Consider the following 23845-nt stretch of genomic DNA (forward strand, 5'->3'; position numbering starts at 1 on the left):
GATCAAGCCGTCTCGAATCCGTTTACAGCCCCAGTTCGCGGCCGATGACGACGTGTTGGATCTCGCTCGTCCCCTCGCCGATCTCCATCAGCTTCGCGTCGCGGTAGAACCGCTGCGGGGCGAAATCGGTCGTGTAGCCGTAGCCGCCGAGCGTCTGGACCGCCTCCTCGGCGACCTCGCGGGCCGCCTCGCTGGCGTCGAGCTTCGCCAGCGCCGACTCGCGGGTCACCGACTCGCCGGCGTCGTACTTCGACGCGGCCCGGTGGGTCAGCAGGCGGGCGCGCTCGGTCTGGCGGTGCATGTGGACGATCTTGTCGCGGACCGCGTCGAACTTCGCGATCGGCTTCCCGAACTGCTCGCGCTCGCCCGCGTACTCCTTCGCGGCCTCGTAGGCGCCCTGCGCGAGGCCCACCGAGAGCGCGGCGATGGAGATCCGCCCGCCGTCGAGCGTCTTCATCGTCTGTGTCCACCCCTCGCCCGCCTCGCCGAGCAGCCGGTCGTCCGGGATCCGCACGTCGTCCAGCTGGATCTCACAGGTCGGCGAGGAGTTGAGTCCCATCTTGTCCCAGACGGTCGTCACCTCGAAGCCGTCGTCGTTCTCCGGGTCGACGATGAACGTCGAGATGCCGTCGTAGCCGGCCTCGGGGTCCGTGACGGCCTTCACGAGGATCGAGTTCGCGACGTTCGCGTTCGTGATGAACTGCTTGGTGCCGTTGAGCACGTACTCGCCCGCGTCGGCGTCGTACTCGGCCGTCGTGTCCATGTCGGAGGCGTCGGAGCCGCTGCCCGGCTCCGTGAGCGCCCACGCGCCGATCCCCTCGCCCTCCGCGAGCGGCCGGAGCCACCGCTCCTTCTGTGCGTCGGTGCCGAACAGGTCGATCGGCTTCGCGCCCAGCGAGGTGTGGGCGGCGTACGAGAGGCCGATCCCGCCGGAGACGCGGCCGATCTCTTCCGTGACGAGCGAGTACATGAGCTGGTCGCCGCCGAGGCCGCCGTACTCCTCCGAGACCGGGACGCCCATCATGTCGAGCTCCGCGAGCGACTCGAACACCTCCTCGGGGAACCGGTGTTCGTCCTCGATCTCCTGCGCGATGGGGGCGATCTCCGCCTCGCAGAACTCCCGGACGGTGTCGCGTATCATCCGGTGTTCGGCGGGTACCTCGAAGTCCATGGGCAAGAATTGCGACCCGCGGGCATAAACGATGCGAACGTCCGTGACAGTCCGTGTTGTCGGGGTCGACCGCGAGCCGACGACTTATGAGGCGTCGCCGCGTTCCGCCGGTATGGAGTTCCGGCAGCTCGTCCGCGGTCGCGTCGACTGGCCCGACATCGAGCGGGTCGCGCGCGAGCTGGCGGACCGATACGATCGCGACGAGACCCGCGTGCGGTTCCTCGACGCCGACAACTGGCTGTCGACGCCGATGGTCGTCGACGACGACCTCTTCGTGAAGGTGATCACGCGACAGAACACGCTCGTCCACGCGCTGTTCACGACGGGGCGGAATCTCGGGGCGTTCTCGGCCGGCACGGAGGGCTTCTTCGAACGCCACGAGACCCCGTACGAGATGGCGCGCCACGAGCTGGAGGCGACGCGGCGAGTCCGCGAGCTCGGAGTCAACGCGCCCGAGCCGATCGAGGCGTTCGAGGTCGACGGCCTCGGCGTGCTCGTTTTAGAGTACCTCCCCGAGTTCCGCACCCTCGGCGAGCTCGACGCGGAGACCGTCGCCGGGCTGGCGCCCGATCTCTTCGCCACGCTCCGGACGGTCCACGACGCCGGGCTCACCCACGGCGACCTCCGGGCCGAGAACGTCCTCGTTGCGGACGGCGAGCTCTACGTCATCGACGCGACCCGCGTGAGCGAGGACGGGCGCGAGGCGGCCCGCGCCTACGACCTCGCGAGCGCGCTCGCGGCGCTGGAGCCGCTGATCGGCGCGGCCGACGCGATCGAGGCCGCGCTGACGAGCTACTCACCCGACGAGCTCCTCGCGGCGCGCCGGTTCCTCGACTTCGTCGCGATCCGCCCGGACCACGACTTCGACGCTGCGACGCTGACGGGCGAACTCGAGAAGCGCACGGCGTAGGGGTTCCTCGCCGCCGATACCCGTCTCAGTACCCGGTCGAGTCCGCCGGTCCGTCGACGGGACCCGCACGCTCGCGGCTGACGATCCAGATGCCGACGGCCATCAGCGCGCCGCCGGCGAGGAAGCCCGGGCCGAGCGACTCCCCGAGCAGCGCGGCCCCGAGCGCCGCGCCGACGACGGGCTGTGCGAAGAAGAACGCGGCGACCGTCCCGGCGGAGACGTACTCCAGTCCCTTGTACCAGAGGAACCACGCCGCCGCCGTCGACGCGAGTCCGAGGTACGACACGGCGGCCGCCGACTCGACGGTGAGCGGGAGTTCGGTCGGCGATCGGCCGAGATACCACAGCTCGCCGGCCGCGAGGGCTCCGAGCATCGGGACGCTCGCAAGCGAGGAGTACGTCGCCGCGCGGAGCGCCCCGTGTCGCCTGACCGCGCGGAGCCCCCAGACCGTGTACCCGGCCCACGCCGCGCTCGCGATGAGCAGCAGCGCCACGCCGAGGAGGTTGCCGGCGGCGACCGACGCGAGCTCGTACCGCCCGGCGAGGACGACCGCCGTGCCGACGCCCGCGAGCGTCATCCCTCCCGCCTTCGCCGGCGTGACGCGCTCTCCGAGCGCGAGCGCCCCCAGCGCGACGGTGAACACCGGGGTGAGGACGGTCAAAAGCGAGCCCTGGCTGGCGTTCGTCAGCTCCGTGCCGACGAACTGCGTGGCGACCGTCAGGGTCACCCAGCCGCCGAGCGCCGCGAACGTCGGCCACTCCTCGCGCGACGGCGCGGCGTCGCCGCGGCCGGCGACGACGAGCCAGAGCGCCCCGGCGCCCAGCGTGACCCGGAGGAACCCGAGCGTCACCGGCGGGATCAGCGCGAACCCCCACTTGCTGACGACGTACATCCCGCCCCACAGCGCCGCGGCTGCGAGGGGCGCGAGGGCGAACGCGTACCGTCCGAACGTGGGCATTGAGTGGAATCGGGAGGCGAGCCGGGAGAGGACTCAGCCGCCCAGGTACAGCTGGGAGACCTCCTCGTCGTTCAGCAGCTCCTCCGGCGTCCCCTCGAACCGGACGGTCCCCTGATCGAGGACGTAGCCGCGGTCGGAGATGCCGAGCCCCTTCGTCACGTTCTGCTCGACCATGAGGATCGCCGTGTCCATGTCGTTGACCTCCCGGACGTCCTCGAACACGTCGTCGGCCGTGTTGGGGGCGAGCCCCGCGGAGGGCTCGTCGATGAGCAGCACGTCGGGCTCCATCACCAGGGCGCGGGCGAACGCGAGCACCTGGCGCTGGCCGCCGGAGAGCGTCTTCGCCTTCGAGCCGCGCTTCTCGTCGATGATCGGGAACCGGTCGTACAGCGTCTCGATCACCTCTTCGAGCCCCCCGTCGCGGGCGACGCCGCCCATCCGGAGGTTCTCGTCGATCGTCAGCGAGCCGAACACGTTGTCGGTCTGGGGGACGTAGCCGATCCCCTCGCGGACGATCTCCTCGGGCGCCATCCCGCCGATGTCGCGGCCGTGGTACTCCACGGTCCCCGTCCACGGGGTCAACATCCCGAACGCGGTCTTGAGGACCGTCGACTTGCCGGCGCCGTTCGGGCCGACCAGACAGACGATCTCGCCCGGATCGAGCCGGACCGAGCAGTCGTCGAGCACCTGTACCTCGCCGTACCCGCTGTCGACGCCCGACAGCGAGAGCACGGGATCGGTTCCGCCGTGAGGCCCGTCCGCGGCCCCGGTCGTGTCGTCCGTCATTCCGTCGCTCATGCGCCGCCTCCGAGGTACGCGTCGATGACGCGCTGGTCGTTGCGGACCGAGTGCGGCGGCCCCTCGGTGAGGACGTGTCCCTGATCTAAGACGACGATCGGGTCCGCCAAGTCCATCACGAACTCCATGTCGTGTTCGATGAGCAGGAACGTCGTCCCCTGCTCGTTGAGCCGCCGGATCTGTTCTTTGAGCTTCTTCGCCAGCGTCGGGTTCACCCCCGCCACGGGCTCGTCGAGCAGCAGCACCTCCGGCTCGGCGAGCATCGCCCGCGCGAGCTCGACGAGCTTCATCTGCCCGCCGGAGATGTCGGTGGCGGGCTGGGTCGCGAGGTGGTCGATCTCGAACTCCGCCAAGATCCGCTCCGCCTCGGCGAGGTTGGCCGACTCGCTCTCGGCGGCCGTGCCGGGCGAGGTGAACAGCGTGAGGAACGACTCGCCGGGCTGCTTCCGCGGCCCGACCAGCATCGCCTCGCGCACCGTCATCCCCTCCAGCTTCCGGGGCGTCTGGAACGTCCTGACGAGGCCGCGCTCGGCGACCTCGTACGGCTCCATGCCGGTCACGTCCGTCCCGTTCACCTCGACCGTCCCCCCGTCCGGCTCGTAGAACCCGGAGATGAGGTTGAAGATGGTCGACTTGCCGGCCCCGTTCGGACCGATGAGGCCAGTGATCGTCCCGCGCTCGACGTCGAAGGTGGCGTGGTCGGTCGCCGCGAGCCCGCCGAACGACTTCTGGAGGTCGTCGACGCGGAGGACGACGTTCTCGGTGTCGGCGTCACTCATCGCCGCCACCTCCCTTGCGCTCGCGGACGCCGCTGTCCGGCGTCTCGGGCGTTCCGCCCCCGTCGACGGCGCTCGGCCAGATCAGCTCCCGCTGCGGCGGAAGGACCCCCTGAGGCCGGTAGCGCATGACGGCGACGATGACGACGCCGATCAACAGCAGCCGTAGCGGCGCGGGGTCTATCGGGAGCGCCACGTCGTTCAGGAAGCGCGTCCCCTCGCGGATCGTGACGATGACGACACCGCCGAACAGCGCCCCGCGGTTGGAGCCGCTGCCGCCGAGGATTACCGCGACCCACGCGTAGAACGTCGTGATCGGGTCCAGGTCGCCCGGCCCGACGTAGAGATTCAGATGCGCGTAGAACACGCCGGCCAGCGCCATGATCAGGCTGCCGAGGACGAACGACTGCATCTTGAACGAGTAGGTGTTCTTGCCCAGCGCCCGCGCGAGGTCCTCGTCGGAGCGGATCGTGCGCAACACGCGCCCCCACGGCGACCGGTGCGCACGCCTGAGTACGAGGTACGCGCCCCCCGCGAACGCCACCACCAACAGGCCGTTCAGCGACGCCTGCCAGAACGGCGTTTCGAGGAACACCGGCGACCCGGGTACTACCTCCAACCGGAGTCCCGGCATCGCTTCGGGGAACGTCGAGAGCACCGGCCACCCGACGAAGAATCCGGGGATACCGCGAAGGCCCGCGCTGCCGTTCGTCAGCCACCGCTCGTTGAGTACGATCAGCCGCACGACCTCCGCGAGTCCGAGCGACGCGATGGCGAGGTAGTCGGCCCGGAGCCGGAGCGTCGGGATACCGATCAGCAGCGCCAGCACGAACGCGACGACGAGCGCGACGGCGAGCCCGACGAGGGGGTTGAACCCCCCCGCTATCGGCGAGCCGCTCGCGGTCATCAGCGCAGTGCCGTACGCGCCGATGCCGAAGAACGCGGCGACGCTGAAGTTGATCAGGCCCGTGAACCCCCACTGGGCGTTCAGGCCGAAGGACAACAGCGCGTACATCCCCGCCAGTCCGACGAGGAACAGGAAGTACGTCGGGCTGAGCCCGCCGGTGAGCATCGCGACGAAGAGGAACAGCAGGAACGCGACGCTGACGCCGAGCACCCACCACTCCGGGCGGGTCAGGTCGGCGAACGCCGCTTTCGGGTCGTCGAGGAGACTCATGTCGCACCCTCCCCGGCGATCCCGTTGGGGCGGACCAACAGCACGACGACCATGATCACGAACGCGATCGCGTTCGCGTACTCGATGGTGACCAGGTTCTCGATCAGTGTCGCGAGCCAGTTCGGACGGATCGGTAGCGCCTCGACCACGTTGGAGAAGAACGGCGTTAGCTGATTTATCATGCCGATGAGGAACCCGCCCGCCATCGCGCCGTAGACGGAGCCTATCCCGCCGAGGATCACCGCCGCGAATATCACCAGCAGCAGGTTAAAGCCCATCCGGGGCGCGAGCTGGTTGAAGAGCCCGAGGAACACGCCGCCCGCGCCGGCGAGCCCGGCGCCGATGACCCACGTCCAGAGCTTGACCCGCTTCGTCCGGATACCGCTGACCCGCGCGAGGTCGGGGTTGTCCGCCATCGCGCGCATCTTCCGACCGAGGTCGGTGTACTGGAGCAGGACGTGGAGCCCGACGACGAGCGCCACCGCCGATCCGAATATCGCGACGTCGTGGAGCGTTATCCGGACGCCGTACGGTACCAGGGCCTCGATCGGCCGCAGCGGCCGGACGTCGAACCGAGTGAAGTCGGAGCCGAACCGGATCTGGATCACCGCGCGGTAGATGAACGCGATCCCGATCGACGTGATCAGCAGGCCGATCGAGTCGACGTCGAGCGGCTCGTAGATGAGCTTCTCGGTGGCGACCGCCACGACCGCGGCCACGGCGATCCCGACGATCAGGGCCAGGAAGAAGCCGTACGGGAGCCCCAACACCGCGCCGCCGAGCCCGCCGACGGCGCCGAAGGTCACGAGCGCCGAGTACGCGCCGATCGTCATCGTGTCGCCGTGCGCGAAGTTCGCGAAGTCCGCGATGCTGTACACCAGCGACAGCCCGATGCTGCCGAGGACGATGATGCTGCTGAACACCAACCCGTTGGCCAGGTATCCGAGGACGGTCATCGGTCGGAATTAGCCTTCGATGAAGTCGATGCCTTCGTACGCGTGGTCCTGGACCTCCAGGACCTGAAGGAAGCCGACCGGGTCCCCGTTCTCGTCGAAGTTGATGGGGCCGCTGACCCCCTGGTAGTCGACGTCGTCCGGGCCGCCGCCGTCCGCGAGGATCTGGCTGGCGGCCTCGAACGAGGTCACTTCCTCGCCCTCCGGACCGGAGACGCGCCGGACGGTGTCCTGAAGCGCCGCGCCGGAGAACTCGTCGGCGGCCTGAATCGCGAGCGCGGCGTTTATCACGCAGTCGTACGCGTACGCCGCCCACGAGGTCGGCTGCCGGCCGTACTCGGACTCGAAGGCGTCCGCGAACGACTGGTAGTTCTCCTCCTCGACGGGCGCGGACGGAACGACGATCTTCATCCCCTCAATGCTCCCCTCGGGGGTGTTCTCCAAGACGTTGTCGCCGGAGACGGAGTCGGCGCCGTAGAACTGCGCCTCGTACCCCGAGGAGTACACCTCGTTGACCATCGTCGCGAATTCGGCCTGGTAGGTGATGAACAGCCACGCGTCGGCGCCGGAGCTGTTCATCTCCGAGATGACGCTGGAGTACGACTGCTGGTCCTGGTCGTGGGGCGTGTTGTAGACGACCTCGCCGTCGTACGCGTCGACGAACGCGTCCGTGAGGCTCTGGCCGTAGTCGTTGTTGACGTAGGTGATCGCCACCTCGTCGTAGCCGTCGTCGGTGATGAGGTTCGAGAGCGCGAGCGACTGGCTCCGTCCCGACGGCGACATCCGGAGCAGTCCCGGGAATTCTGTGAGGTTGAGTCCGGTGGAGTTCTGACTCAGCTGAACGACGTCGGTCCCCTCGATGACGCTCTCGTAGATGGCCAGCGAGACGCCAGAGCCGACCGCGCCGATCAGGAACGGCACGCCGTCCTGATTGACGAGCTTCTGGGCGGCCGCGATCCCGCCCTGGTTCTCGCTCTCGGAGTCCTCGACGACGATGTCGAGGTCTCGCCCGTTGATGCCGATCTCGTTGACGCGCGAGAGGGCGAGGTTGACGCCGCGCTGGTTCCGCTCGCCGAACGCCGACAGCGACCCGGTCTGGGAGTCGACCATCCCGATCTCGTAGGCCTCGGTCGAGTCTCCCCCGTCGCCGCCCTCGCCGCCCTCGCCGCCCTCGCCGCCCTCGCCGCCCTCGCCCCCGTCGTCGGTCGTACTGAGACAGCCCGACAGTCCGACGAGCCCCGCACCGCCGGTCAGCTTCAGCAGCGTTCGCCGGTCCGTCGTGTCCGTGGTATCTCGTGACATATGTTTCCGATAGTCCCGAGCACATTCGGCTACCTCAACCCCGGCCCGTCCATGGTCGGGACGAGCGGGACAGATCGGTGAATCAGCGGGTAGTGGCAGTGAATACATTTTATACAGAAATGTATTTTCGGAACAATTGGTCGGGTACCAATATATACCGCTTCGGATCCGCGGTGATCGTATGATACCGCCCATCGCGAGCAACTTTGTCGCCGGCGAGACGCCGGAGGCGGCGCTCGCTCACGTCGAGGGGCTTAACGACCGCGGCGTGGCCGGCATCCTGAACCTGCTCGGCGAACACTACGAGGAACGGCCCCCCGCCGACGCCGACGCCGACGCGTACGTCGACCTCGTCGAGGCGATCGCGGAGCGCGGCGTCGACGCCTGCGTCTCCGTCAAATCGAGCCAGATCGGCCTCGACGTCGGCGACGACGTCTTCGAAGAGAACCTCGCGCGCATCGTCGAGGCGGCCAACGCCCCGGCGGCGACCGGGTCCGACGGGACGGGCACGTTCGTCTGGATCGACATGGAGGACCACGAGACCACCGACGTGACGCTCGACGCGTTCGAACGGCACGCGGTCGAGACGGACGGCAACGTCGGCGTCTGCGTGCAGGCGAACCTGAAGCGGACCCGCGAGGACCTCGAACGGCTCGCCGACCTCCCGGGGAAGGTCCGACTCGTCAAGGGCGCGTACGACGAGCCGGCCGAGATCTCTTATAAAAAGAAGGCGCGAGTCGACGAGTCGTACCGCAACTGCCTCGCCTACATGTTCGAGGCGTTCGACGACGGCGTCGCCGTCGGGAGCCACGACCCCGCGATGATAGAGTACGCGACGGAGCTGTACGCCGAACACGGGACCCCCTACGAAGTACAGATGCTGACCGGCGTCCGGGAGTCGGCGCAGTTCGAACTCGCCGCCGAAGACGACGTGACGGTCTACCAGTACATCCCGTACGGCTCCAAGTGGTTCTCCTACTTCTACCGGCGGATCCGGGAGCGCAAGTCGAACGCGCTGTTCGCGCTGCGCGCGGTCGTCGGGAGCTGAACGAACTGGGTCAGAGACCGGCGATCGGGCGTTACGATTTATCAATCAGAGCGTGGTGTTGCGGTCAACTGTTTATAAGTGATTGATGGATCGACAACGGACACCGCCAAAGCCCCAGCCGCTCGCCTATAAATAACTGACAGTAGATCGGCGGAGAGTACCTCCAAAGCCTCAACGGCTTATTTATAAATAGCTACCAGCAGATCGGTGGCGAGTACCTCCAAAGCCCCAGCCGCGAGGCGGGCGCAGGCGACGCAGGCACCGCAGGGAGGGAGCGGTAGCGACCGAGTGAGGAGCGTGGTTCGAGAGAGCAAAGCTCTCTCGTCATCACGAGACGCCTTCGGCGTCTCGAACGACAGCGAGCGTGCGCCCGCCTCGCGGCTGCCCCTCTGAGTCCCACCCGACCGCACAGCACCGCAGCCTCATCCCTCCCCAACCTCGTCGGGCGCGTCCTTCGGGCTCCCTTCGGTCGCCCTCGTCGCGCCCGACTCCCTCGCGCGTGCGGTTCGCGCCGCGGTGCGGCGCTCACCGGCACGCGCCACCGCCTTCATTTATAAGCACTCGTCGCCGCCACTTGCGGGTATTTAAATATTGTATCGCAACTGACGCTCTTACCACTCGCTCCGCTGTCGACACCGCCGATTAGGGGTCCAGCAGCTTCGACTCCGCCTTCCGAAGGTGTTCGAGCAGCGTCGTCTTCGAGACGTTCAGGTCGTCGGCGAGCTCGCGCGTCGACGCCTCTCGGGGCCACTCGTAGTAGCCCGCATCGCGGGCGTGTTCGTACACCTTCCGCTGGGTCGTGGTCAGCGTGTCGAGCCGCTGCTCGCGGGGGGTCCGCCCCGCGTGTCCCGACGACGACATCGACTCCACCGTCACCTCCGCGCCGGCCGCCTCCTGAACCGCGTCGAGGGACTCCCGGATCTCCGTGCGCTCCCCGACGAAACACACCTGCCACTCCTCTCGTCCCTCTTCGATCCGGACCGGCGCGCTGTGGACGAAGCCGTACTCCAGCAGCGTCGGGCACACCATGTCCGCCGGGTCGTACTCCAAGAAGAACTCGCGAACGACGTTTCCCGGGGCGTCCCGAGCGCGCCCGAACCGCTCCTGTAGTTCGAGCAGGTTCCCCGCGCGGTCGGACTCGCGGATCGCGTCGAGCAGCGCTTCGACCTCCTCGTTCGTGTCTCCGAACGCCGTGAACAGGCCGTTCACCGTGTTCGGCGCGTCGCTCTCGGCCCTCGGTGAGTTGTATATCGCGTGTGCGAGGACGCCACCGCCGGTCTTTTTCGTCGCCTCGATCGCCCAGCAGTTCGGATGCCACAGGTCCAGCGTGAGCCTGGTTCCGGCCCACTCTCCCGCCCCGTCCGCGTCGGTTGTCGCCATTGTTCACCTTTCCTTGGCACCACATGACAAAGACCCTGCCGACCATGGTAGGGTGGGTTATTTGGACGTGCCGACGGGATGTGCCGAACATGGCGCAGCCGTACCAACACTACATCGACGGCGAGTGGGTCGACGGCGACGGGTCCGAGACCTTCGAGAGCGAGAACCCCGCGACCGGAGAGACGCTCGGGGAGTTTCGTCAGGGAACCCCCGAAGACGTCGACCGCGCGGTCGACGCCGCGGACGCGGCGTTCGAGGAGTGGCGCGAGCTCTCGCGGATCCAGCGCGCGGAGTACCTCTGGGACGTGTACCACGAGCTCCGCGACCGCACGGACGAGCTCGGAGAGATCGTCACCAAGGAGTGCGGCAAGGAGATCAGCGAGGGGAGAGCGGACGTGGTCGAGGCCGCGCACATGGTCGAGTGGGCCGCGGGCGACGCCCGCCACCCGAAGGGCGACATCGTCCCCTCGGAGATCCCGTCGAAGGACGCGTACATGCGACGGAAGCCGCGCGGCGTCACCGGCTGTATCACGCCGTGGAACTTCCCCGTCGCGATACCGTACTGGCACATGGCCATCGCGCTGGTCGAAGGGAACACCGTCGTCTTCAAGCCGGCCGAGCAGACGCCGTGGTGCGCGCAGATCATCGCGGAGATGTTCGACGACGCCGGCATCCCCGACGGCGTGTTCAACATGGTCCAGGGGTTCGGCGACGCCGGCAACGCGATCGTCGAGCACGACGATGTCTCGACGGTGCTGTTCACCGGCTCCGCGGAGGTCGGCCACCACATCCAAGACAAGCTCGGCGGCGTCGCCGGCAAGCGCGCCGCCTGCGAGATGGGCGGGAAGAACGCCATCGTGGTCACCGAGGCGGCGGACCTCGACGTCGCGGTCCACTCGGCGCTGATGTCCTCCTTCAAGACGACCGGTCAGCGCTGCGTCTCCTCCGAGCGACTGATCGTCCACACGGACGTCTACGACGAGTTCAAGGAGCGGTTCGTCGAGGTCGCGGAGTCGGTCGCGGTCGGCGACCCCCTCGACGAGGACACCTTCATGGGGCCGCTCATCGAGGCGGAACACCGCGAGAAGGTCACCCGGAACAACGAGGCGGCCCGCGAGGAGGGTGTGAACGTACTCGTCGACCGGACCGATCTCGACGACGAGGAGATCCCGGACGGCCACGAGGACGGCTACTGGGTCGGGCCGTTCGTCTACGAGGCGGACCCCGACGCGGACCTGCGGTGTACCCGCGAGGAGGTGTTCGGGCCGCACGTCGCGCTCATGGAGTACGACGGCGACATCGAGCGCGCGGTCGAGATACAGAACGACACCGAGTACGGCCTCGCCGGCGCGATCATCTCCGAGGACTACCGGCAGATCAACTACTACCGCGACCGCGCCGAGCTGGGGCTGGCGTACGGGAACCTCCCGTGTATCGGCGCCGAAGTCCAGCTCCCCTTCGGCGGCGTGAAGAAGTCCGGCAACGGCTACCCCTCCGCCCGCGAGGCGATCGAGGCCGTCACCGACCGCACCGCGTGGACCCTGAACAACTCGAAGGAGATCGAGATGGCGCAGGGACTCTCCGCGGACATCAAGACGAAGGACGACTGACCGGTCCGGACTGAGGACCGACGTGCCTTATTCCGTCACGCCCCGCACCGCCGCGACCGTCTCCGCGGGCGTCTCGGCGGCTTCGAGCGCGCCGCGCGCCGCGAGCCGTTCCCGGGGGCGTCCGACCGGCTGCGGCTCGGAAACGGTCTCGATCAGGTCGGCCTCGCGGAGCAGCCGCTTCACCCGCGTGAACGTCGACGGGCTCCCGAGTCCGGCGTCCTCGCAGGCCCGGCGCAGGGTGCGGTCGAGGACCTTCTCGCGGGCGCCGACCGCGTAGGCCCGGACGCGCGTCTCCTCCGGATCGGGGCTGTCGGTCGGTAGCTCCGAATCCACCGCGCGGTCCGCCTCCTCCGATTCCTCCGTCACGTCGAGCGCCCGGAGCACCGCCGCCGCGACGGACTCGTCGCACCGGTCCGCGAACCCCTCGTGGACTCGCCGCCGGGTCGGCGTCCGGAGCCGGTACGGTTCGGCGTCCGCGAACCCCGACGCGTACCGCTCGCGGAGCGAGGCGTCGCCCCCGACCCGGTGCCACCGACTCGGCGCTCCGACCGCTTCACAGTCTTGCGATTCCACCAGCGCGAACCCCGTCTCCTCGCCAGCGAGCACCGGGTTCGGCTGCGGCGCATCGAGGACGCGGAGGTCGACCACGCCGGCGTCGACGAGCGCCGCGAGCCGGCTCGCCGGTCCGAACCCCGCGGTCGCTGCGTCGACCGCTCTCTCGCCCGCGAAGGCCTTCAGCGTCGGGAGGTTCGACGGGTCGGAGCTGTCCCCGCCGTCCTCGTTCGCCCCGCTCGCTAGATCCGCGACGCTCGGGTCGGCGAGCGCCGGGGCGGCCTCGCGGTACGCCTCGACGACCGCGCGGAGCAGTCGCGGTCCGGGGTCGACGAGGATCGGGTCCGAGAGCGCGCCCAGCGGGAGCGGCTCCGGGGTCGAGGGCAGCGCGGGGCCGGTCGCCATCGACCCGTCCTACGGGCGCGACGGATTAAGAGTGCGGGTCGCCGGGAGACACCGGCCCTCGGATCCCGTCGTGCCGGCTCGCGCGCCTTTTTCACTCCGCGGGCGGAACGGGATCGCGTGCCACCGCTGGACCTGTCGATCGGGCTCGGAACGTCCGGGCTCGACGACCCCGAGACCTGTACCGACACCGTCGCCGCGGCGCTCGACGCCGGCTACCGCCACGTCGACACCGCGCAGATGTACGACAACGAGGCCGCCGTCGGCGAGGGGATCGCCGAGAGCGACGTCGACCGCGACGACGTGGTCGTCGCCACGAAGGTCCATCCGGAGAACCTCGCGCCCGACGACGTGCGGGAGACCGCGCGGGCGAGCCTCGACCGGCTCGGCCTCGACCGCGTCGACCTCCTGTACGTCCACTGGCCGATCCGTGCGTACGACGCGGCGGCGACGCTGCCGGCGTTCGACGACCTCCGCGACGCGGGGGTAACTGACCACGTCGGCGTCTCGAACTTCACCCCCGACCTGCTGCGCGAGGCCGCCGATATCCTCGACGCGCCGATCGCGGCCCACCAGGTCGAGTGTCACCCGCGGTTCCGCCAGCCGGAACTGCGAGCCCTCGCCGACGAGCTCGACCATCGCCTCGTCGGCTACTCCCCGCTCGGCCGCGGCGAGATCCTCGACGACCCGGCGGTGGTCGAGATCGCGGAACTGAACGGCCTCTCGTCGGCGGTCGTCGCGCTCGCGTGGGCGCTCGACCGCGGCGTCGCGCCGATCCCGAAGGCGCGCGGCGACCACGTGCGCGAGAACCTGCGCGCGCTCGACGTCGACCTCCCCGACGCCGACCTCGACGCGATCGACGCGCTCGACCCCGGAGAGCGGCAGATCGACCCGGACGACGCGGCGTGGAACCGGTGAGGGGGCCGCCGTTCGGGAGGAGCGACCGGTCACACCGCGTCGAGCCGCGCCCGCAGCTCCGCGTCCGCGCGTTCGACGAGGAAGTCGAGCGGCTCGTCGAGGTACGTCGCCCACTGGTCGATAAAGCCCGAGCGCCCCAGCATCCGAACCACCTCGTAGACGGGGCGACGGCGCTCGAAACCCTCCGGGAGTCCGCCGGCTCGGTCGCGGTAGCCCGCGCGGAGCGCCGCGGCGAACCGCTCCGGACCGGTCGAGTCGAAGCCGTTGAGCAGCTGGTCCTCCGCGCGGACGAGGTCCCGGGCGGGGTCGCCGACGTGAGACAGCTCCCAGTCGATCATCGCGACGCCCGGGGCGTTCCCGTTCGACGCGCCTCGCGCGTCCGCTCCGTCTCCTTCGGCCGCGACGAATAGGTTCGGCTTCGTCACGTCGCCGTGGAGCAGCGCCGCGGGCGCGCCGTCGAGCAGGTCCCGGTTCGCGTGGACGCAGTCGATCACCGCGTCGTAGTGCTCGGCGAGCCGCTCGGACGTGCCGATCTCGCGAGTCCGGTCGATCGTCGCGAGCAGCACGTCCGTCCACGGTGCGGTCTCGATAGCGAGTCCGCTCGGGGGGTCGCTCCCCTCGATCGGATCCGCGTCCGCCCCGCCTTCCGTCCCCGATCCGCTCCCCGCGCCGACGATCTCGCCGTGACTCGCGAACCGGTCGGCGTGGAGCGCGGCGATCGCGGCGCCGACGCGCCGGAGCAACCGCTCGCGCTCCCGGTCGCTCGCGGCCTCGTACACCTCTAGCAGCCCCTCGCCCGGCGCCGGCGCCGTCGCGAGGTACGCCGGGTCGCCGTCCGGATCGGCCGCGAGCACCTCGGGCACCGGAACCGGACCGTGCGCTCGGAGGTACCGGAGCACGGCGCGCTCGCGGGCGAGCCGACGGCTCTCGTCGGCGAGCGCGACCTTGAGGAACGCCCGCGAACCGTCCGTGAAGACGACGCCGACCGTCTCGTTGGCGCCGTTCCAGGAGGGGCCGACGCCGGTCAGCCGGTCGACCGCCCGGTCCGGAAACGCCTCCGTGAGGGCCCGCGGGATCGCCGTCGATTCGCCGCCGTCCATGGGTTTTCTCTCCCCCGACCGGTGTTAAAATTGTTGTCAGAGATATCACACCGTGTCACGTGAAATCGAGGTACACGCATCAGAATCCCGGATCGCGGCGATCAACGACACCCTCATACGTGTTGGCGAACCAAAACGACATAGTGGAAGACGGGTCGCCGGACGGACGGATCGGGTTCGAAGTCGACGGGACGACGCTCACCGTCCGGGACGTGATCGAGGGCGAGCGGATGGAGTTTCGCGTCGACCGCGAGCCGGAGCTCTCACCGGCGCTCCCCGAACTATTCCCGCTCCCGGTCGACGGGGCGGTCAGCTTCGAGGCGGAATCGCTCACGGTTGCGGAGTACACGTCGATCGCCGTCCGAGACGCCGAGGGCGAGTTCATCGAGTGGCCCAACGAGCCGACGGAGTTTCCGCGGGGAACGTACTGTATCGACATAACCGGTGTGACGAAGGCGTCCCTCAGGCTCGAAGACGCGGAACTCTCTGTCAGCGGGATCGAGGGACCCGATCCGATCGAGATCGCGCTCGCTCGTCCGGCGACCGTCAGCCTCGGCGCCCGGTCGCTTCACAGCCGTCCGGAGGCGACGATCACCGTCCCGGACGACCCGGAGGCGCTCGCGGAGGCGGTGTCGGCCATGGGCTCGTCGATCAGAGAGTTCTCGGCGGAACGGTCTTGGCCGACCCTGCGGGGATACCCGCCCCGGATCCGGCGAGGCGAATCGCTCGATATTCCGAGCCCGTTGACCGCCCCCGACACGGGCGTCGAGGTCGTCGTCCGACCGACGTACGCCGACGTGTACCGTCTCTCGACGCTCGCGTACTACCTCGGCGCGAGGATGGCGATCGGTGAGGAACCGGCTATCCGGCTCGACACCGGATACACGGAGCGGCTTCCTACCGACGGTCGCGGGCTCGAAGAGCGAGCCGAAGAACTGCTACGCACGTGGTTCTTTCTCGACACCCTCGTGCGGACCGACGGCTACACGCTCTCCGACAGGGATGAGTACGATCAGGTCGGAGCGCAGCTTCCGTTTTATCCCCCGAATCTAGACGGGCTCTCACCCAGCGAGCGGCTGATGGAGTACTTGGAAGTCAGCCCTGAGACGGTCGCGCCGTATACCCCCGAGTGGTCGACTGAGGCGGTACTTCGTCCCGGTCCCGCGAGCGCCGAACTCCTACCCCACCTCGCGCACGTCCTCGCACCGGTCCGAGTCCGCGGTTCGGTCGAGCAGACACGCGCGGGAGACTCGGTGGGTCTCACGACGGCGGATCGGCCGACTAACGGTCCAGAGTCTTCCCCACGCGACGACGACCCGGTACCGGACCCGGACGCGGACTCGATCCCAGCCTGGACTGCCGCCACGTTCCCGTCGGCGTACGAACACGCGCTTCGGCGGACCTCTCCGAGCGCCGGGGAAGCGAACGTCGCGCTCCTCGTCCGGTCCGCAGACCGAGCGCGGCACCTTCGCGAGGCACTCACGACTCCGTCGCTCGCAGCCGGGGTCGGGTCGCTTTCCGTTCTCGAAACGCCGACCGCGGATGTCGTCGCGGACGTGCTCTCGGACTCGTCGATCGACCTGTTGTACTGTGACCTTCCCCTCGACGGGGATGTCTCGGTCGTCGACTCCGATCCGGTCGAGTCCCCTCATCGCGTGGGGACGGATGGTCGATCGGCTCCGGCCGTCACCGTCTTTGAGGGCGGTCGACGCGTCGCAGTCGGGATTGATACAGTCCGGCGCGGCGGCACGGGGTCCGCGGTGATCGACGGTCGGGTTCCGGACGACCAGCTACGAACGCTGGTCGAACTGCTGTCCTCGGTCGGTCTCCCGCTCGACACGACCCTCGCTACGCTACGACTACCCGGTCGTCCCTCCGTTCAGTTCGCGGGCGACGCCTCCACGAACGTGGTGCCTCCGAACCCCCCCACACCCAGACTCGTCTTCGTCGAGTCCGAAACGGAGTCGAAACACCGACTCACTTGGCGAACGGTGCTTTCTCCGGCCTCGTGGCTCGGGGCGGAGCATCAGATCTTGTACGACTGCTTCGACGAGAAGACCCGACTCGTCGGACGCGACCCGACGGAGCGGCCGATGGTCTCCTCCGAGGTGGTGGCCGACTGCTCGACCGAACCAGACACCACGCTGTTCCTCAACGGGAAGTTCATGTCCCCGACGGTCGATCTCACGGTCGAAGACGTCGAGGAGTCGGCTCGGGGAGCTCTCGCGGCCGAAGACTCGGACGGGGGCGACTCGGCGGAACTCCGCCGCGAGTCGGAGTAGTAAGACTGATTTGGCGCGATCCAAGAAACGCTCCGTGCCAGCGTCGTCGGTCACGCTCCGCCGATATCTTTTATTCCCCCGACGACGAACCGCCACGCATGCCCCAGATCCACCTCGACGAGGAGACGGTCGAGCGGCTGGACGCGATCCGGGTCGACGACGAGGAGTACGACGAGATCGTCAGCGAGCTCATCAGCATCTACGAGGCCGAGGAGCTCACGCTGTTCCGCGGTAGCGACGTGGAGTGACTGCGGTCGGCGGACCGGCCGCGGCCGCCGCGAGCCGGCCCTACTCCTGGTAGGCGACGCGGACCTGTTCCCACTTGCCGACCTCTTCGAGGTGCGCCTGTAGCTCGTCGGCGTACTCCTGGACGAGGCGCTCGGCGGCCTCCAGTTCCTCGTCCGAGGGACCGCCGGACCCGTCACCGAGCCCGAGCGCACCTTTGATCGAGTCGACGACGCCGCCGCCCGACCCGCCGGAATCGCCGGCGCCGCCGCCGCCGGGCGCGCCGCCCATCCCGGACATCTGCGACCGGAGGTTCTCGAGTTCGGGCATGATCGCCGGGAGGCTCGACGTGTCCGCGACGACCCGAGCGGCCTCGGGGTCGTCGGCGTCCTCTATCTCCAGTTCCGTGGCCGTCATGATCAGTCCCCACTCCTGGCTGGAGAAGCGCGACGCCGCGACGCGCTCGTTGAACTGGTTGTCGACGGTCATCCGCTCGCCGACGATGGCGTCGGTCCACTCGCTCATGCGCCTCCGTTCGGCGGTCGCGGTGAAAAGTCCGTTCCCCGACGACGAGCCACGGAACGGAGGCGGTCCCGCCCGCTACCACCGCCGGAGGTCGTCGAACGCGCCGCCCGCGAGGCCCGGGCCGGCCGGGACCGCGATCTGCCCGTCCGCGATCGGACAGGGATCGGGCGCCAGGTCCTCGTCGAGCAGCGCTCCGGTCGCGAGCCCGCACGGGGAGACGTCGGGGACCGCGGCCGCGACGTGGACGGCGGCCGTCCGCGCGACGACCGCGTCGATCGTGGTGGTGACGACCGGGTCGACGCCGGCCGACCGCGCCCGCAGCCCGGCCGCCAGCGCGCGGTCCGGCCCACCGAGCGCCATCGGCTTGAGGACGACCGCGTCGGCGGCGCCCGCGTCCAGCACCGCGTCGATCCCCCGGTCGACGACCGACTCGTCGGCCGCGATCGGGACGCCGCCGCCACCGTCGCCCCCGCCGGTCCCGCCCCCGCTGCCGTCCGCCGGGTCGCGCTCACGGAGCGCCGCCAGTCCGTCGAGGTCGTCCGCGGGGAGCGGCTGCTCGACGTACGCGAGGTCGAAGGCGGCCAGCGCGTCGAGCGCGCGGCGCGCCGTCCCGCGGTCCCACGCGCCGTTCGCGTCGGCGCGGAGCGCGACCGCGTCGCCGACCGCCTCGCGGACCGCGCGGACGCGGTCGACGTCGGCGTCGACGTCGCGGGCGCCGACCTTCAGCTTGAGGCAGTCGAACCCCGCCTCGACCGCCCGCCTCGCCTCGGTGGCGGTCTCGTCCGGTCCGGCGTCCCCGACGGTCGCGTTGATCGGGACGGCGTCCGCGGGCGCGGATTCGACGCCGGCGCCGTCCGCGAGCCGGTCCGCGAGCCGCTCCCCGGCGTCGCGGGCCGCGGCGTCGGCGAGCGCGAGGGAGACGCCGTGCCGGGCCGCCGGAGTCGCCTCGGCGTTCAGCGACTCCAGCGGCGGTTCGGCTTCAGCTCGACCGTCGAGTTCGTCGAGCGCCGTCGCGCACGCATCCCGCGACTCCGTCCACCCCGGAAGCGGGGTCGCCTCGCCGACGCCGGTCACCCCGGTTTCGCGCTCGACCGCGATCACGAACCCCTCTCGACTGCGAATTTTCCCCCGAGCGGTGCCGAGCGGGCGGGTCAGGTCGAGGGCGAACGGGCGGTGTCGCACCGTGACTGGGGGGTTCTCGTCGCGGGGGTAATCGCGGGTCACACCGCGAGGCCGACCGCGAACGCGACGGCGTACGCCGCGAGCAGTTTGCCGGTCGATTCGAGCGCGGGGTTGAGCGCCTCGCCGGACGTCTCGGTCAGCACCGTCCGGGCGACGGACGCCGCCAGCGGGAGGGTGACGAGCGGGAGCAGCGTCGCGAGGCCGTCGCCGCGCGCGACGAACCACAGCGGGACGAGGTACGCCAGCGCGAGCATCGCGAGGTACTCGGCGCGGGCGAAGCGGTAGCCGAACCGGACGGCGAGGGTCCGCTTGCCCGTCGAGGCGTCCTCCTCGCGGTCGCGGAGGTTGTTGACGACGAGGATGTTCGTCGAGAGCGCGGCGATCGGGAGGCTCGCGACGAGCGCCGCGAGCGTGACGGTGCCGTCGGGAACACCCACCGGGAACCACCCGGAGAGGAGCGCGGCCGCTTGGACGTAGTAGGTCCCCGTCACCGCGATCACCCCGAAGAAGACGAACACGAAGAGGTCGCCGAGCCCGTGGTAGCCGAGCGGGTACGGGCCGCCGGTGTAAGCGATCCCGGCGGCGACGGAGGCGAGCCCGATCACGACGATCGGAACGCCGCCGACGACGACGAGGTAGGTACCGACGCCGATCGCGGCCGCGAACGTGAGCCACATCGCTCGCTTCACCTCGGTCGGTTCGATGAGGCCGCTGGCGACGACGCGGGTGAACCCCTCGCGGTCGTCGGTGTCGGCGCCCTGGATCGCGTCGTAGTAGTCGTTCGCGAAGTTCGTGCCGACCTGGATCAGCGCCGCGCCGACGAGCGCCGCCAGCGCCGGCAGCGGGGCGAACACGCCGTCGGCGAGCGCGAGCCCGACGCCGACGATCACCGGCGCGGCCGCCGCCGGGAGCGTCTGGGGGCGGGCGGCGATCACCCACGCCCGCCGACGAGTCACCTCGGTGGTCATTGCCGCCCGTTGGTGCGTGTCGTTCCTTAAGCTTGCCATCGCGTTTCGTCTCCCTTCGCGTCGATACCGAGTCGCGGCGAGCGATACCGCGTCGCGCACGCGGACGACCGTGTTCGGGCCGCCGTCGCGTCGTCCTCGACGCGCTGCGATCGACAGATTCGACAGGGATCGGCCCGTAGCGCTCGTATGACCGACACGGAGGCCGCGTCGGCGAACGGCATCGCGGCGCGATACGAGGAGGCCGACGGCGAGCGACTGCTCACTTTCTCGCTTGACGGCCGCGAGGCCGCCGTCGCGCAGAACGTCGAGGGGTACGCCATGCTGAAGGTCCGTCCCGGCCCCGACGGCGACGAACTGGAGCGGTACTACGGGTTCGACATGGCGCTCGACCACGCCGCCGAACTGCTCGGCGTCGCCGTCTCGGAGCTTCCGGTGCCGGACGCCGCCGCCGACATGGGAATGTAGCCGGGCCGGCGACGCGTCCGGACCTCGCAGTCGGGTGGGCTCTCACGGCAGACCGCGCGACCGCCGCAAACAACCAGCAACATGGTCCGATACCCGGAACGGAAGCCGAACGGCTTCGTCGGGGCGTGAGATGGGGTCAGAAACGCATATCTGGATGTCAGCGACCCTGACGCGGCGATCGCCGCCCGTGTAAACGGTACTCATTGACGAAAATAAATAACTGATAAGCATCATAGCCGTAGCTGAATATTCTCAATAGCCATATCGGTTTATGAGTGGCACCGGTACGAGGAGTCACGATGGAGCGAAGACAATTCCTGCGCGGTACCGGCGCGGCGATCGGCGGTTCGCTGCTCGCCGGCTGCGCGGGAAGCGGCGGCGAATCCGGAACGGTGACGGTCGACTACGCGTACTACAACCCGGTCAGTCTCGTGTTGCGCGAGAAGGGGTGGCTCGAAGCGGCGTTCGCGGACACCGGCACCGACGTCGAGTGGGTGTTGAGCCTCGGGAGCAACCAGGCCAACGAGTACGCGCAAAGCGGCGCGGCGGACGTCTCCTCGACCGCCGGGATCGCGGCGCTGATGGCCCGCACGAACGGCGTGCCGATCACGACGCCGTACGTCTACTCGAATCCCGAGTGGACCGCGCTCGTGACCTTCCGGGAGACCGGCATCGAGTCGGCGGCCGACCTCGAGGGGAAGCGCGTCGCCGCCACCCGCGGGACCGACCCGTACTTCTTCCTGCTTCAGGCGCTCGAGGACGCCGGACTGAGCGCGGAGGACGTGGAGATCGTCCACCTCCAGCACCCGGAGGGGCAGTCCGCGCTCATCCAGGGCGACGTCGACGCCTGGGCCGGCCTCGATCCCCACATGGCGGAACTGGAACTCGAGTACGAGGGCGCGGAGCTGTTCTTCCGCGAGCCGCGGTACAACACGTACGGCTTCCTCAACTTCCTCGACGGGTTCCTCGCGAACCGTACGGCGGACGCCCGTCGCGTCCTCGAGGCCTACGAGCGGGGTCGCGAGTGGGCCATCGAGAACCCCGAGGCGACAGCGGGGATCCTCGCGGACGCCTCGGGGATGTCCGAGCCGGTCGCGGAGCGCGTGTTCACCCAGCGGACCGACCTCTCCCGGCCGATCCCGGGCGAACCGCACCGCGAGCTGCTGTCGAACCTCTCGCCGATCCTCGAACGCGAGGACCTCGTGACCGACGACGCCGACCCCGCCGGCGCCGTCGACGAGCTGATCGACTCGGAGTTCGCGAGCGGGGTCGTCTGAGATGGCCGCCGACACCCGCCGGGAGTCGGACGTCTCCCGCGAGTCCGACGCCCGTCACGGGTCGGACGCCGGCGGGTCGGCCCGCGCCGCGGAGCCTCGCACGCTCGGCCCGATCCCCGTCCCCTCCGCGAGCCGGTTCCGCCCCCTGCTCGGGCTGTTCGTTCCCCTCGCTCTTGTCGTCGTCTGGCACGCACTCGTCACGACCGGCGTCTTCGCCGCCTACCAGTTGCCGCCGCCGCTTCGGGTGGCGAAGACCCTCTACGGGATGGCGGCGTCCGGAGAGCTGTGGGGCCACGTCGCCATCACGCTCCAGCGCGTGGCGCTCGGCGCGGGCCTCGGAATCGTCGTCGGCACCGTCTTCGGGACTCTCACCGGCCTTTCGCGGACGGCGAGCGACCTGCTGGACCCCCTGCTCCAGAGCCTGAAGAACATCCCGTCGCTGGCGTGGGTACCGCTGTTCCTCCTCTGGTTCGGCATCGGCGAGACCGCGAAGGTGCTGCTCATCTCGGTCGGCGCCTTCTTCCCGGTGTACCTCAACCTCTCGACGGGGATCGCGGCGGTCGACGAGGAGCTCTTGGAGGTCGCCGAGGTGTACGACCTCGGGCGCGTCGAGTCGCTGCGCCGGGTCGTGTTCCCGGCCGCGCTCCCGGACCTGCTCGTCGGGATCCGCGGCGGCGTCGGGCTGGCGTGGATGTTCGTCGTCGCCGCCGAGCTCATCGCGGCGAGCCAGGGGATCGGGTTCCTGCTGAGCGACGGGCGGGCCCTCGCGCGGCCCGACATCATCGTGGGCTCGATCCTGCTTTTCGCCTTCCTCGGTAACTGCTCGGACGTCGCGGTGAAGGAGGTGAGGAACCGTGTCGTCGGACGCTGACGCGGACGTCACCCCGTCGTCGGCCGACGGGGTCGACGCGGCGACGCCGACCGGCGAGGCCGATCCCGACTCGTCGACCGCGGACCCGGTCCTCGCGGTCGACGACCTCCGGAAGCGGTACGACGACACCGTCGCGCTCGACGGCGTCGACCTCGCGGTCGCGGACGAGGAGTTCGTCGCCGTCGTCGGCCCCTCGGGCTGCGGGAAGTCGACGCTGCTCCGCGTGCTCTCGGGGCTCGAAGCCGAGTTCGGCGGCCGCGTCGCGGTCGACGGGACGGACGTGCGCGACGGCGGCAGCGACGCCGTCGGCATGGTGTTTCAGGAACCGCGGCTGCTCGACTGGGCGGACGTGCGCGAGAACGTCGCGGTCGGGCTCCCGTCCGACGTCGACCCTGCGAGCCCGCCGGCCCGCGAGCGCGTCGACGACCTGATCGAGACGGTCGGTCTCGACGGGTTCGCCGAGAGCCGTCCGGACGAGCTCTCCGGGGGGATGGCCCAGCGCGTGTCGCTCGCGCGGGGACTGGCGTACGACCCCTCCGTGCTGCTGCTCGACGAGCCGTTCTCGGCGCTCGACCGCCTGACCAAGGCGGACCAACAGGACCACCTGCTCGACGTGTGGGAGGAGCGCGGGACGACCGTCGTCCTCGTCACTCACGACGTCGAGGAGGCGGTCTACCTCGCGGACCGCGTGGTCGTCCTCTCCGGCCAACCGGGCACGGTTGCGTCCGTCGTCGACGTCGACATCGACCGCCCCCGCGACCGGGCGGACGCCGACTTGGTCGCGCTCCGCCGCGAGGTGACGGACGCCCTCGGTCGGTAGCCGCGCCGACCTTGGAGGGCCCTCGGCTCGCGACGCGCGCCGACCTTGGAGGGCCCCGGTTCGCAACGCGCGCCGACCGGCTCGAACCCCTCGCCGGACCGCGTGCCGGCCGCGGTTCGAACGAAACGAACGTCGATTCTGCTTATTAACTGGCTTCCGGATCGGAATACCGGTC

General features: G+C 69.7%; 23 protein-coding genes. 10 read left to right on the top strand and 13 right to left on the bottom strand.

Annotated elements, in window-relative coordinates:
* Positions 1 to 22: 22 nt before the first annotated feature.
* The gene (locus BM286_RS09930) at positions 23 to 1171 is read right to left on the bottom strand and encodes an acyl-CoA dehydrogenase family protein (RefSeq protein WP_092921610.1); all 1149 of its coding nucleotides are present in this window, start codon (positions 1169 to 1171) and stop codon (positions 23 to 25) included.
* A 112-nt stretch (positions 1172 to 1283) separates the two neighbouring features.
* Here BM286_RS09930 and BM286_RS09935 point away from each other — a divergent pair, with 112 nt between their 5' ends.
* Entirely contained in the window at positions 1284 to 2081 is a 798-nt protein-coding gene (locus BM286_RS09935) for an RIO1 family regulatory kinase/ATPase domain-containing protein (protein WP_092921612.1), read from the top strand.
* Positions 2082 to 2106: 25 nt separating this feature from the next.
* Here the strand turns inward: BM286_RS09935 and BM286_RS09940 are convergent, their stop codons facing one another.
* Genes BM286_RS09940 through BM286_RS09965 form a run of 6 tightly spaced genes read right to left on the bottom strand, consistent with a single transcriptional unit; the run spans position 2107 to position 8045 of the window.
* Positions 2107 to 3039 carry a DMT family transporter gene (locus tag BM286_RS09940; RefSeq protein WP_092921614.1) on the bottom strand — a complete coding sequence of 311 codons (933 nt, stop codon included), beginning with the start codon at positions 3037 to 3039 and terminating at the stop codon, positions 2107 to 2109.
* A 33-nt stretch (positions 3040 to 3072) separates the two neighbouring features.
* The gene (locus BM286_RS09945) at positions 3073 to 3837 is read right to left on the bottom strand and encodes an ABC transporter ATP-binding protein (protein ID WP_174549001.1); all 765 of its coding nucleotides are present in this window, start codon (positions 3835 to 3837) and stop codon (positions 3073 to 3075) included.
* Positions 3834 to 4616, bottom strand: coding sequence for an ABC transporter ATP-binding protein (locus BM286_RS09950; protein WP_092923209.1), 783 nt, complete (start codon positions 4614 to 4616; stop codon positions 3834 to 3836). The genes BM286_RS09945 and BM286_RS09950 overlap by 4 nt, the downstream gene beginning before the upstream one ends.
* Entirely contained in the window at positions 4609 to 5790 is a 1182-nt protein-coding gene (locus BM286_RS09955) for a branched-chain amino acid ABC transporter permease (protein ID WP_092921616.1), read from the bottom strand. Before BM286_RS09955 ends, BM286_RS09950 begins: the two co-directional genes overlap by 8 nt.
* Complete coding sequence (locus BM286_RS09960; protein ID WP_092921618.1) at positions 5787 to 6746, bottom strand: branched-chain amino acid ABC transporter permease; 960 nt, start codon at positions 6744 to 6746, stop codon at positions 5787 to 5789. Before BM286_RS09960 ends, BM286_RS09955 begins: the two co-directional genes overlap by 4 nt.
* Positions 6747 to 6755: 9 nt before the next feature.
* Entirely contained in the window at positions 6756 to 8045 is a 1290-nt protein-coding gene (locus tag BM286_RS09965) for an ABC transporter substrate-binding protein (RefSeq protein WP_092921620.1), read from the bottom strand.
* A 181-nt stretch (positions 8046 to 8226) separates the two neighbouring features.
* On the opposite strand from BM286_RS09965, the gene BM286_RS09970 reads away from it, so the two are divergent.
* Positions 8227 to 9093, top strand: a complete 867-nt coding sequence (locus BM286_RS09970) for a proline dehydrogenase family protein (protein WP_092921622.1) — start codon at positions 8227 to 8229, stop codon at positions 9091 to 9093.
* A gap of 642 nt (positions 9094 to 9735) precedes the next feature.
* Here BM286_RS09970 and BM286_RS09975 read toward each other — a convergent pair.
* A complete protein-coding gene (locus BM286_RS09975; protein WP_092921624.1) occupies positions 9736 to 10473 on the bottom strand; it encodes a helix-turn-helix domain-containing protein in 738 nt (245 codons plus the stop codon).
* An 89-nt stretch (positions 10474 to 10562) separates the two neighbouring features.
* Here BM286_RS09975 and BM286_RS09980 point away from each other — a divergent pair, with 89 nt between their 5' ends.
* Positions 10563 to 12083 (top strand): aldehyde dehydrogenase family protein, encoded by a 1521-nt coding sequence (locus BM286_RS09980; protein WP_092921626.1) that lies wholly within the window; start codon positions 10563 to 10565, stop codon positions 12081 to 12083.
* 27 nt (positions 12084 to 12110) lie between these two features.
* Here the strand turns inward: BM286_RS09980 and BM286_RS09985 are convergent, their stop codons facing one another.
* A complete protein-coding gene (locus BM286_RS09985) occupies positions 12111 to 13040 on the bottom strand; it encodes a transcriptional regulator TbsP domain-containing protein (RefSeq protein ID WP_092921628.1) in 930 nt (309 codons plus the stop codon).
* 117 nt (positions 13041 to 13157) lie between these two features.
* Here BM286_RS09985 and BM286_RS09990 point away from each other — a divergent pair, with 117 nt between their 5' ends.
* Positions 13158 to 13955, top strand: coding sequence for an aldo/keto reductase (locus BM286_RS09990; RefSeq protein ID WP_092921630.1), 798 nt, complete (start codon positions 13158 to 13160; stop codon positions 13953 to 13955).
* 29 nt (positions 13956 to 13984) lie between these two features.
* Here BM286_RS09990 and BM286_RS09995 read toward each other — a convergent pair whose 3' ends face one another.
* Entirely contained in the window at positions 13985 to 15055 is a 1071-nt protein-coding gene (locus tag BM286_RS09995) for a phosphotransferase family protein (protein ID WP_092921632.1), read from the bottom strand.
* Between the two features lie 143 nt (positions 15056 to 15198).
* Here BM286_RS09995 and BM286_RS10000 point away from each other — a divergent pair, with 143 nt between their 5' ends.
* Together BM286_RS10000 and BM286_RS15630 are read left to right on the top strand one after the other, a co-directional pair.
* Positions 15199 to 17337 carry a hypothetical protein gene (locus BM286_RS10000; protein WP_092921634.1) on the top strand — a complete coding sequence of 713 codons (2139 nt, stop codon included), beginning with the start codon at positions 15199 to 15201 and terminating at the stop codon, positions 17335 to 17337.
* A gap of 98 nt (positions 17338 to 17435) precedes the next feature.
* Positions 17436 to 17585 carry a DUF7557 family protein gene (locus tag BM286_RS15630; RefSeq protein ID WP_167603385.1) on the top strand — a complete coding sequence of 50 codons (150 nt, stop codon included), beginning with the start codon at positions 17436 to 17438 and terminating at the stop codon, positions 17583 to 17585.
* Between the two features lie 40 nt (positions 17586 to 17625).
* Here BM286_RS15630 and BM286_RS10005 read toward each other — a convergent pair whose 3' ends face one another.
* The 3 genes from BM286_RS10005 to BM286_RS10015 form a co-directional block, all read right to left on the bottom strand.
* Positions 17626 to 18087: a DUF5799 family protein gene (locus BM286_RS10005; RefSeq protein ID WP_092921636.1), complete on the bottom strand. Its 462-nt coding sequence runs from the start codon at positions 18085 to 18087 to the stop codon at positions 17626 to 17628.
* Positions 18088 to 18162: 75 nt separating this feature from the next.
* A complete protein-coding gene (locus tag BM286_RS10010) occupies positions 18163 to 19311 on the bottom strand; it encodes a mandelate racemase/muconate lactonizing enzyme family protein (RefSeq protein WP_092921638.1) in 1149 nt (382 codons plus the stop codon).
* Positions 19308 to 20237, bottom strand: a complete 930-nt coding sequence (locus BM286_RS10015; RefSeq protein ID WP_092921640.1) for a 1,4-dihydroxy-2-naphthoate polyprenyltransferase — start codon at positions 20235 to 20237, stop codon at positions 19308 to 19310. Before BM286_RS10015 ends, BM286_RS10010 begins: the two co-directional genes overlap by 4 nt.
* A gap of 186 nt (positions 20238 to 20423) precedes the next feature.
* On the opposite strand from BM286_RS10015, the gene BM286_RS10020 reads away from it, so the two are divergent.
* From BM286_RS10020 to BM286_RS10035, 4 genes are all read left to right on the top strand, one after another.
* Complete coding sequence (locus tag BM286_RS10020; protein WP_092921642.1) at positions 20424 to 20702, top strand: DUF7111 family protein; 279 nt, start codon at positions 20424 to 20426, stop codon at positions 20700 to 20702.
* Positions 20703 to 21001: 299 nt separating this feature from the next.
* A complete protein-coding gene (locus tag BM286_RS10025; protein ID WP_092921644.1) occupies positions 21002 to 21979 on the top strand; it encodes a substrate-binding domain-containing protein in 978 nt (325 codons plus the stop codon).
* A 1-nt stretch (position 21980) separates the two neighbouring features.
* The gene (locus BM286_RS10030; protein WP_092921646.1) at positions 21981 to 22850 is read left to right on the top strand and encodes an ABC transporter permease; all 870 of its coding nucleotides are present in this window, start codon (positions 21981 to 21983) and stop codon (positions 22848 to 22850) included.
* Positions 22834 to 23670, top strand: a complete 837-nt coding sequence (locus BM286_RS10035) for an ABC transporter ATP-binding protein (protein ID WP_092921648.1) — start codon at positions 22834 to 22836, stop codon at positions 23668 to 23670. Before BM286_RS10030 ends, BM286_RS10035 begins: the two co-directional genes overlap by 17 nt.
* Positions 23671 to 23845 lie beyond the last annotated feature (175 nt).

Origin of the sequence: Halorubrum sodomense (assembly GCF_900111935.1) — an archaeon.
In the GTDB taxonomy this organism is placed as follows: domain Archaea; phylum Halobacteriota; class Halobacteria; order Halobacteriales; family Haloferacaceae; genus Halorubrum; species Halorubrum sodomense.

What these genes read in the sequence shown, in the direction of transcription:
- BM286_RS10025 (WP_092921644.1), top strand. Translation starts at nt 21,002, where the DNA reads ATGGAGCGAAGACAATTCCTGCGCGGTACCGGCGCGGCGATCGGCGGT.
- BM286_RS09985 (WP_092921628.1), bottom strand. Translation starts at nt 13,040, where the DNA reads ATGGCGACCGGCCCCGCGCTGCCCTCGACCCCGGAGCCGCTCCCGCTG.
- BM286_RS09995 (WP_092921632.1), bottom strand. Translation starts at nt 15,055, where the DNA reads ATGGACGGCGGCGAATCGACGGCGATCCCGCGGGCCCTCACGGAGGCG.
- BM286_RS10020 (WP_092921642.1), top strand. Translation starts at nt 20,424, where the DNA reads ATGACCGACACGGAGGCCGCGTCGGCGAACGGCATCGCGGCGCGATAC.
- BM286_RS10015 (WP_092921640.1), bottom strand. Translation starts at nt 20,237, where the DNA reads ATGACCACCGAGGTGACTCGTCGGCGGGCGTGGGTGATCGCCGCCCGC.
- BM286_RS09975 (WP_092921624.1), bottom strand. Translation starts at nt 10,473, where the DNA reads ATGGCGACAACCGACGCGGACGGGGCGGGAGAGTGGGCCGGAACCAGG.
- BM286_RS09980 (WP_092921626.1), top strand. Translation starts at nt 10,563, where the DNA reads ATGGCGCAGCCGTACCAACACTACATCGACGGCGAGTGGGTCGACGGC.
- BM286_RS09955 (WP_092921616.1), bottom strand. Translation starts at nt 5,790, where the DNA reads ATGAGTCTCCTCGACGACCCGAAAGCGGCGTTCGCCGACCTGACCCGC.
- BM286_RS09930 (WP_092921610.1), bottom strand. Translation starts at nt 1,171, where the DNA reads ATGGACTTCGAGGTACCCGCCGAACACCGGATGATACGCGACACCGTC.
- BM286_RS09960 (WP_092921618.1), bottom strand. Translation starts at nt 6,746, where the DNA reads ATGACCGTCCTCGGATACCTGGCCAACGGGTTGGTGTTCAGCAGCATC.
- BM286_RS09940 (WP_092921614.1), bottom strand. Translation starts at nt 3,039, where the DNA reads ATGCCCACGTTCGGACGGTACGCGTTCGCCCTCGCGCCCCTCGCAGCC.
- BM286_RS09935 (WP_092921612.1), top strand. Translation starts at nt 1,284, where the DNA reads ATGGAGTTCCGGCAGCTCGTCCGCGGTCGCGTCGACTGGCCCGACATC.
- BM286_RS09965 (WP_092921620.1), bottom strand. Translation starts at nt 8,045, where the DNA reads ATGTCACGAGATACCACGGACACGACGGACCGGCGAACGCTGCTGAAG.
- BM286_RS10005 (WP_092921636.1), bottom strand. Translation starts at nt 18,087, where the DNA reads ATGAGCGAGTGGACCGACGCCATCGTCGGCGAGCGGATGACCGTCGAC.
- BM286_RS09970 (WP_092921622.1), top strand. Translation starts at nt 8,227, where the DNA reads ATGATACCGCCCATCGCGAGCAACTTTGTCGCCGGCGAGACGCCGGAG.
- BM286_RS09945 (WP_174549001.1), bottom strand. Translation starts at nt 3,837, where the DNA reads ATGAGCGACGGAATGACGGACGACACGACCGGGGCCGCGGACGGGCCT.
- BM286_RS15630 (WP_167603385.1), top strand. Translation starts at nt 17,436, where the DNA reads ATGCCCCAGATCCACCTCGACGAGGAGACGGTCGAGCGGCTGGACGCG.
- BM286_RS10030 (WP_092921646.1), top strand. Translation starts at nt 21,981, where the DNA reads ATGGCCGCCGACACCCGCCGGGAGTCGGACGTCTCCCGCGAGTCCGAC.
- BM286_RS09950 (WP_092923209.1), bottom strand. Translation starts at nt 4,616, where the DNA reads ATGAGTGACGCCGACACCGAGAACGTCGTCCTCCGCGTCGACGACCTC.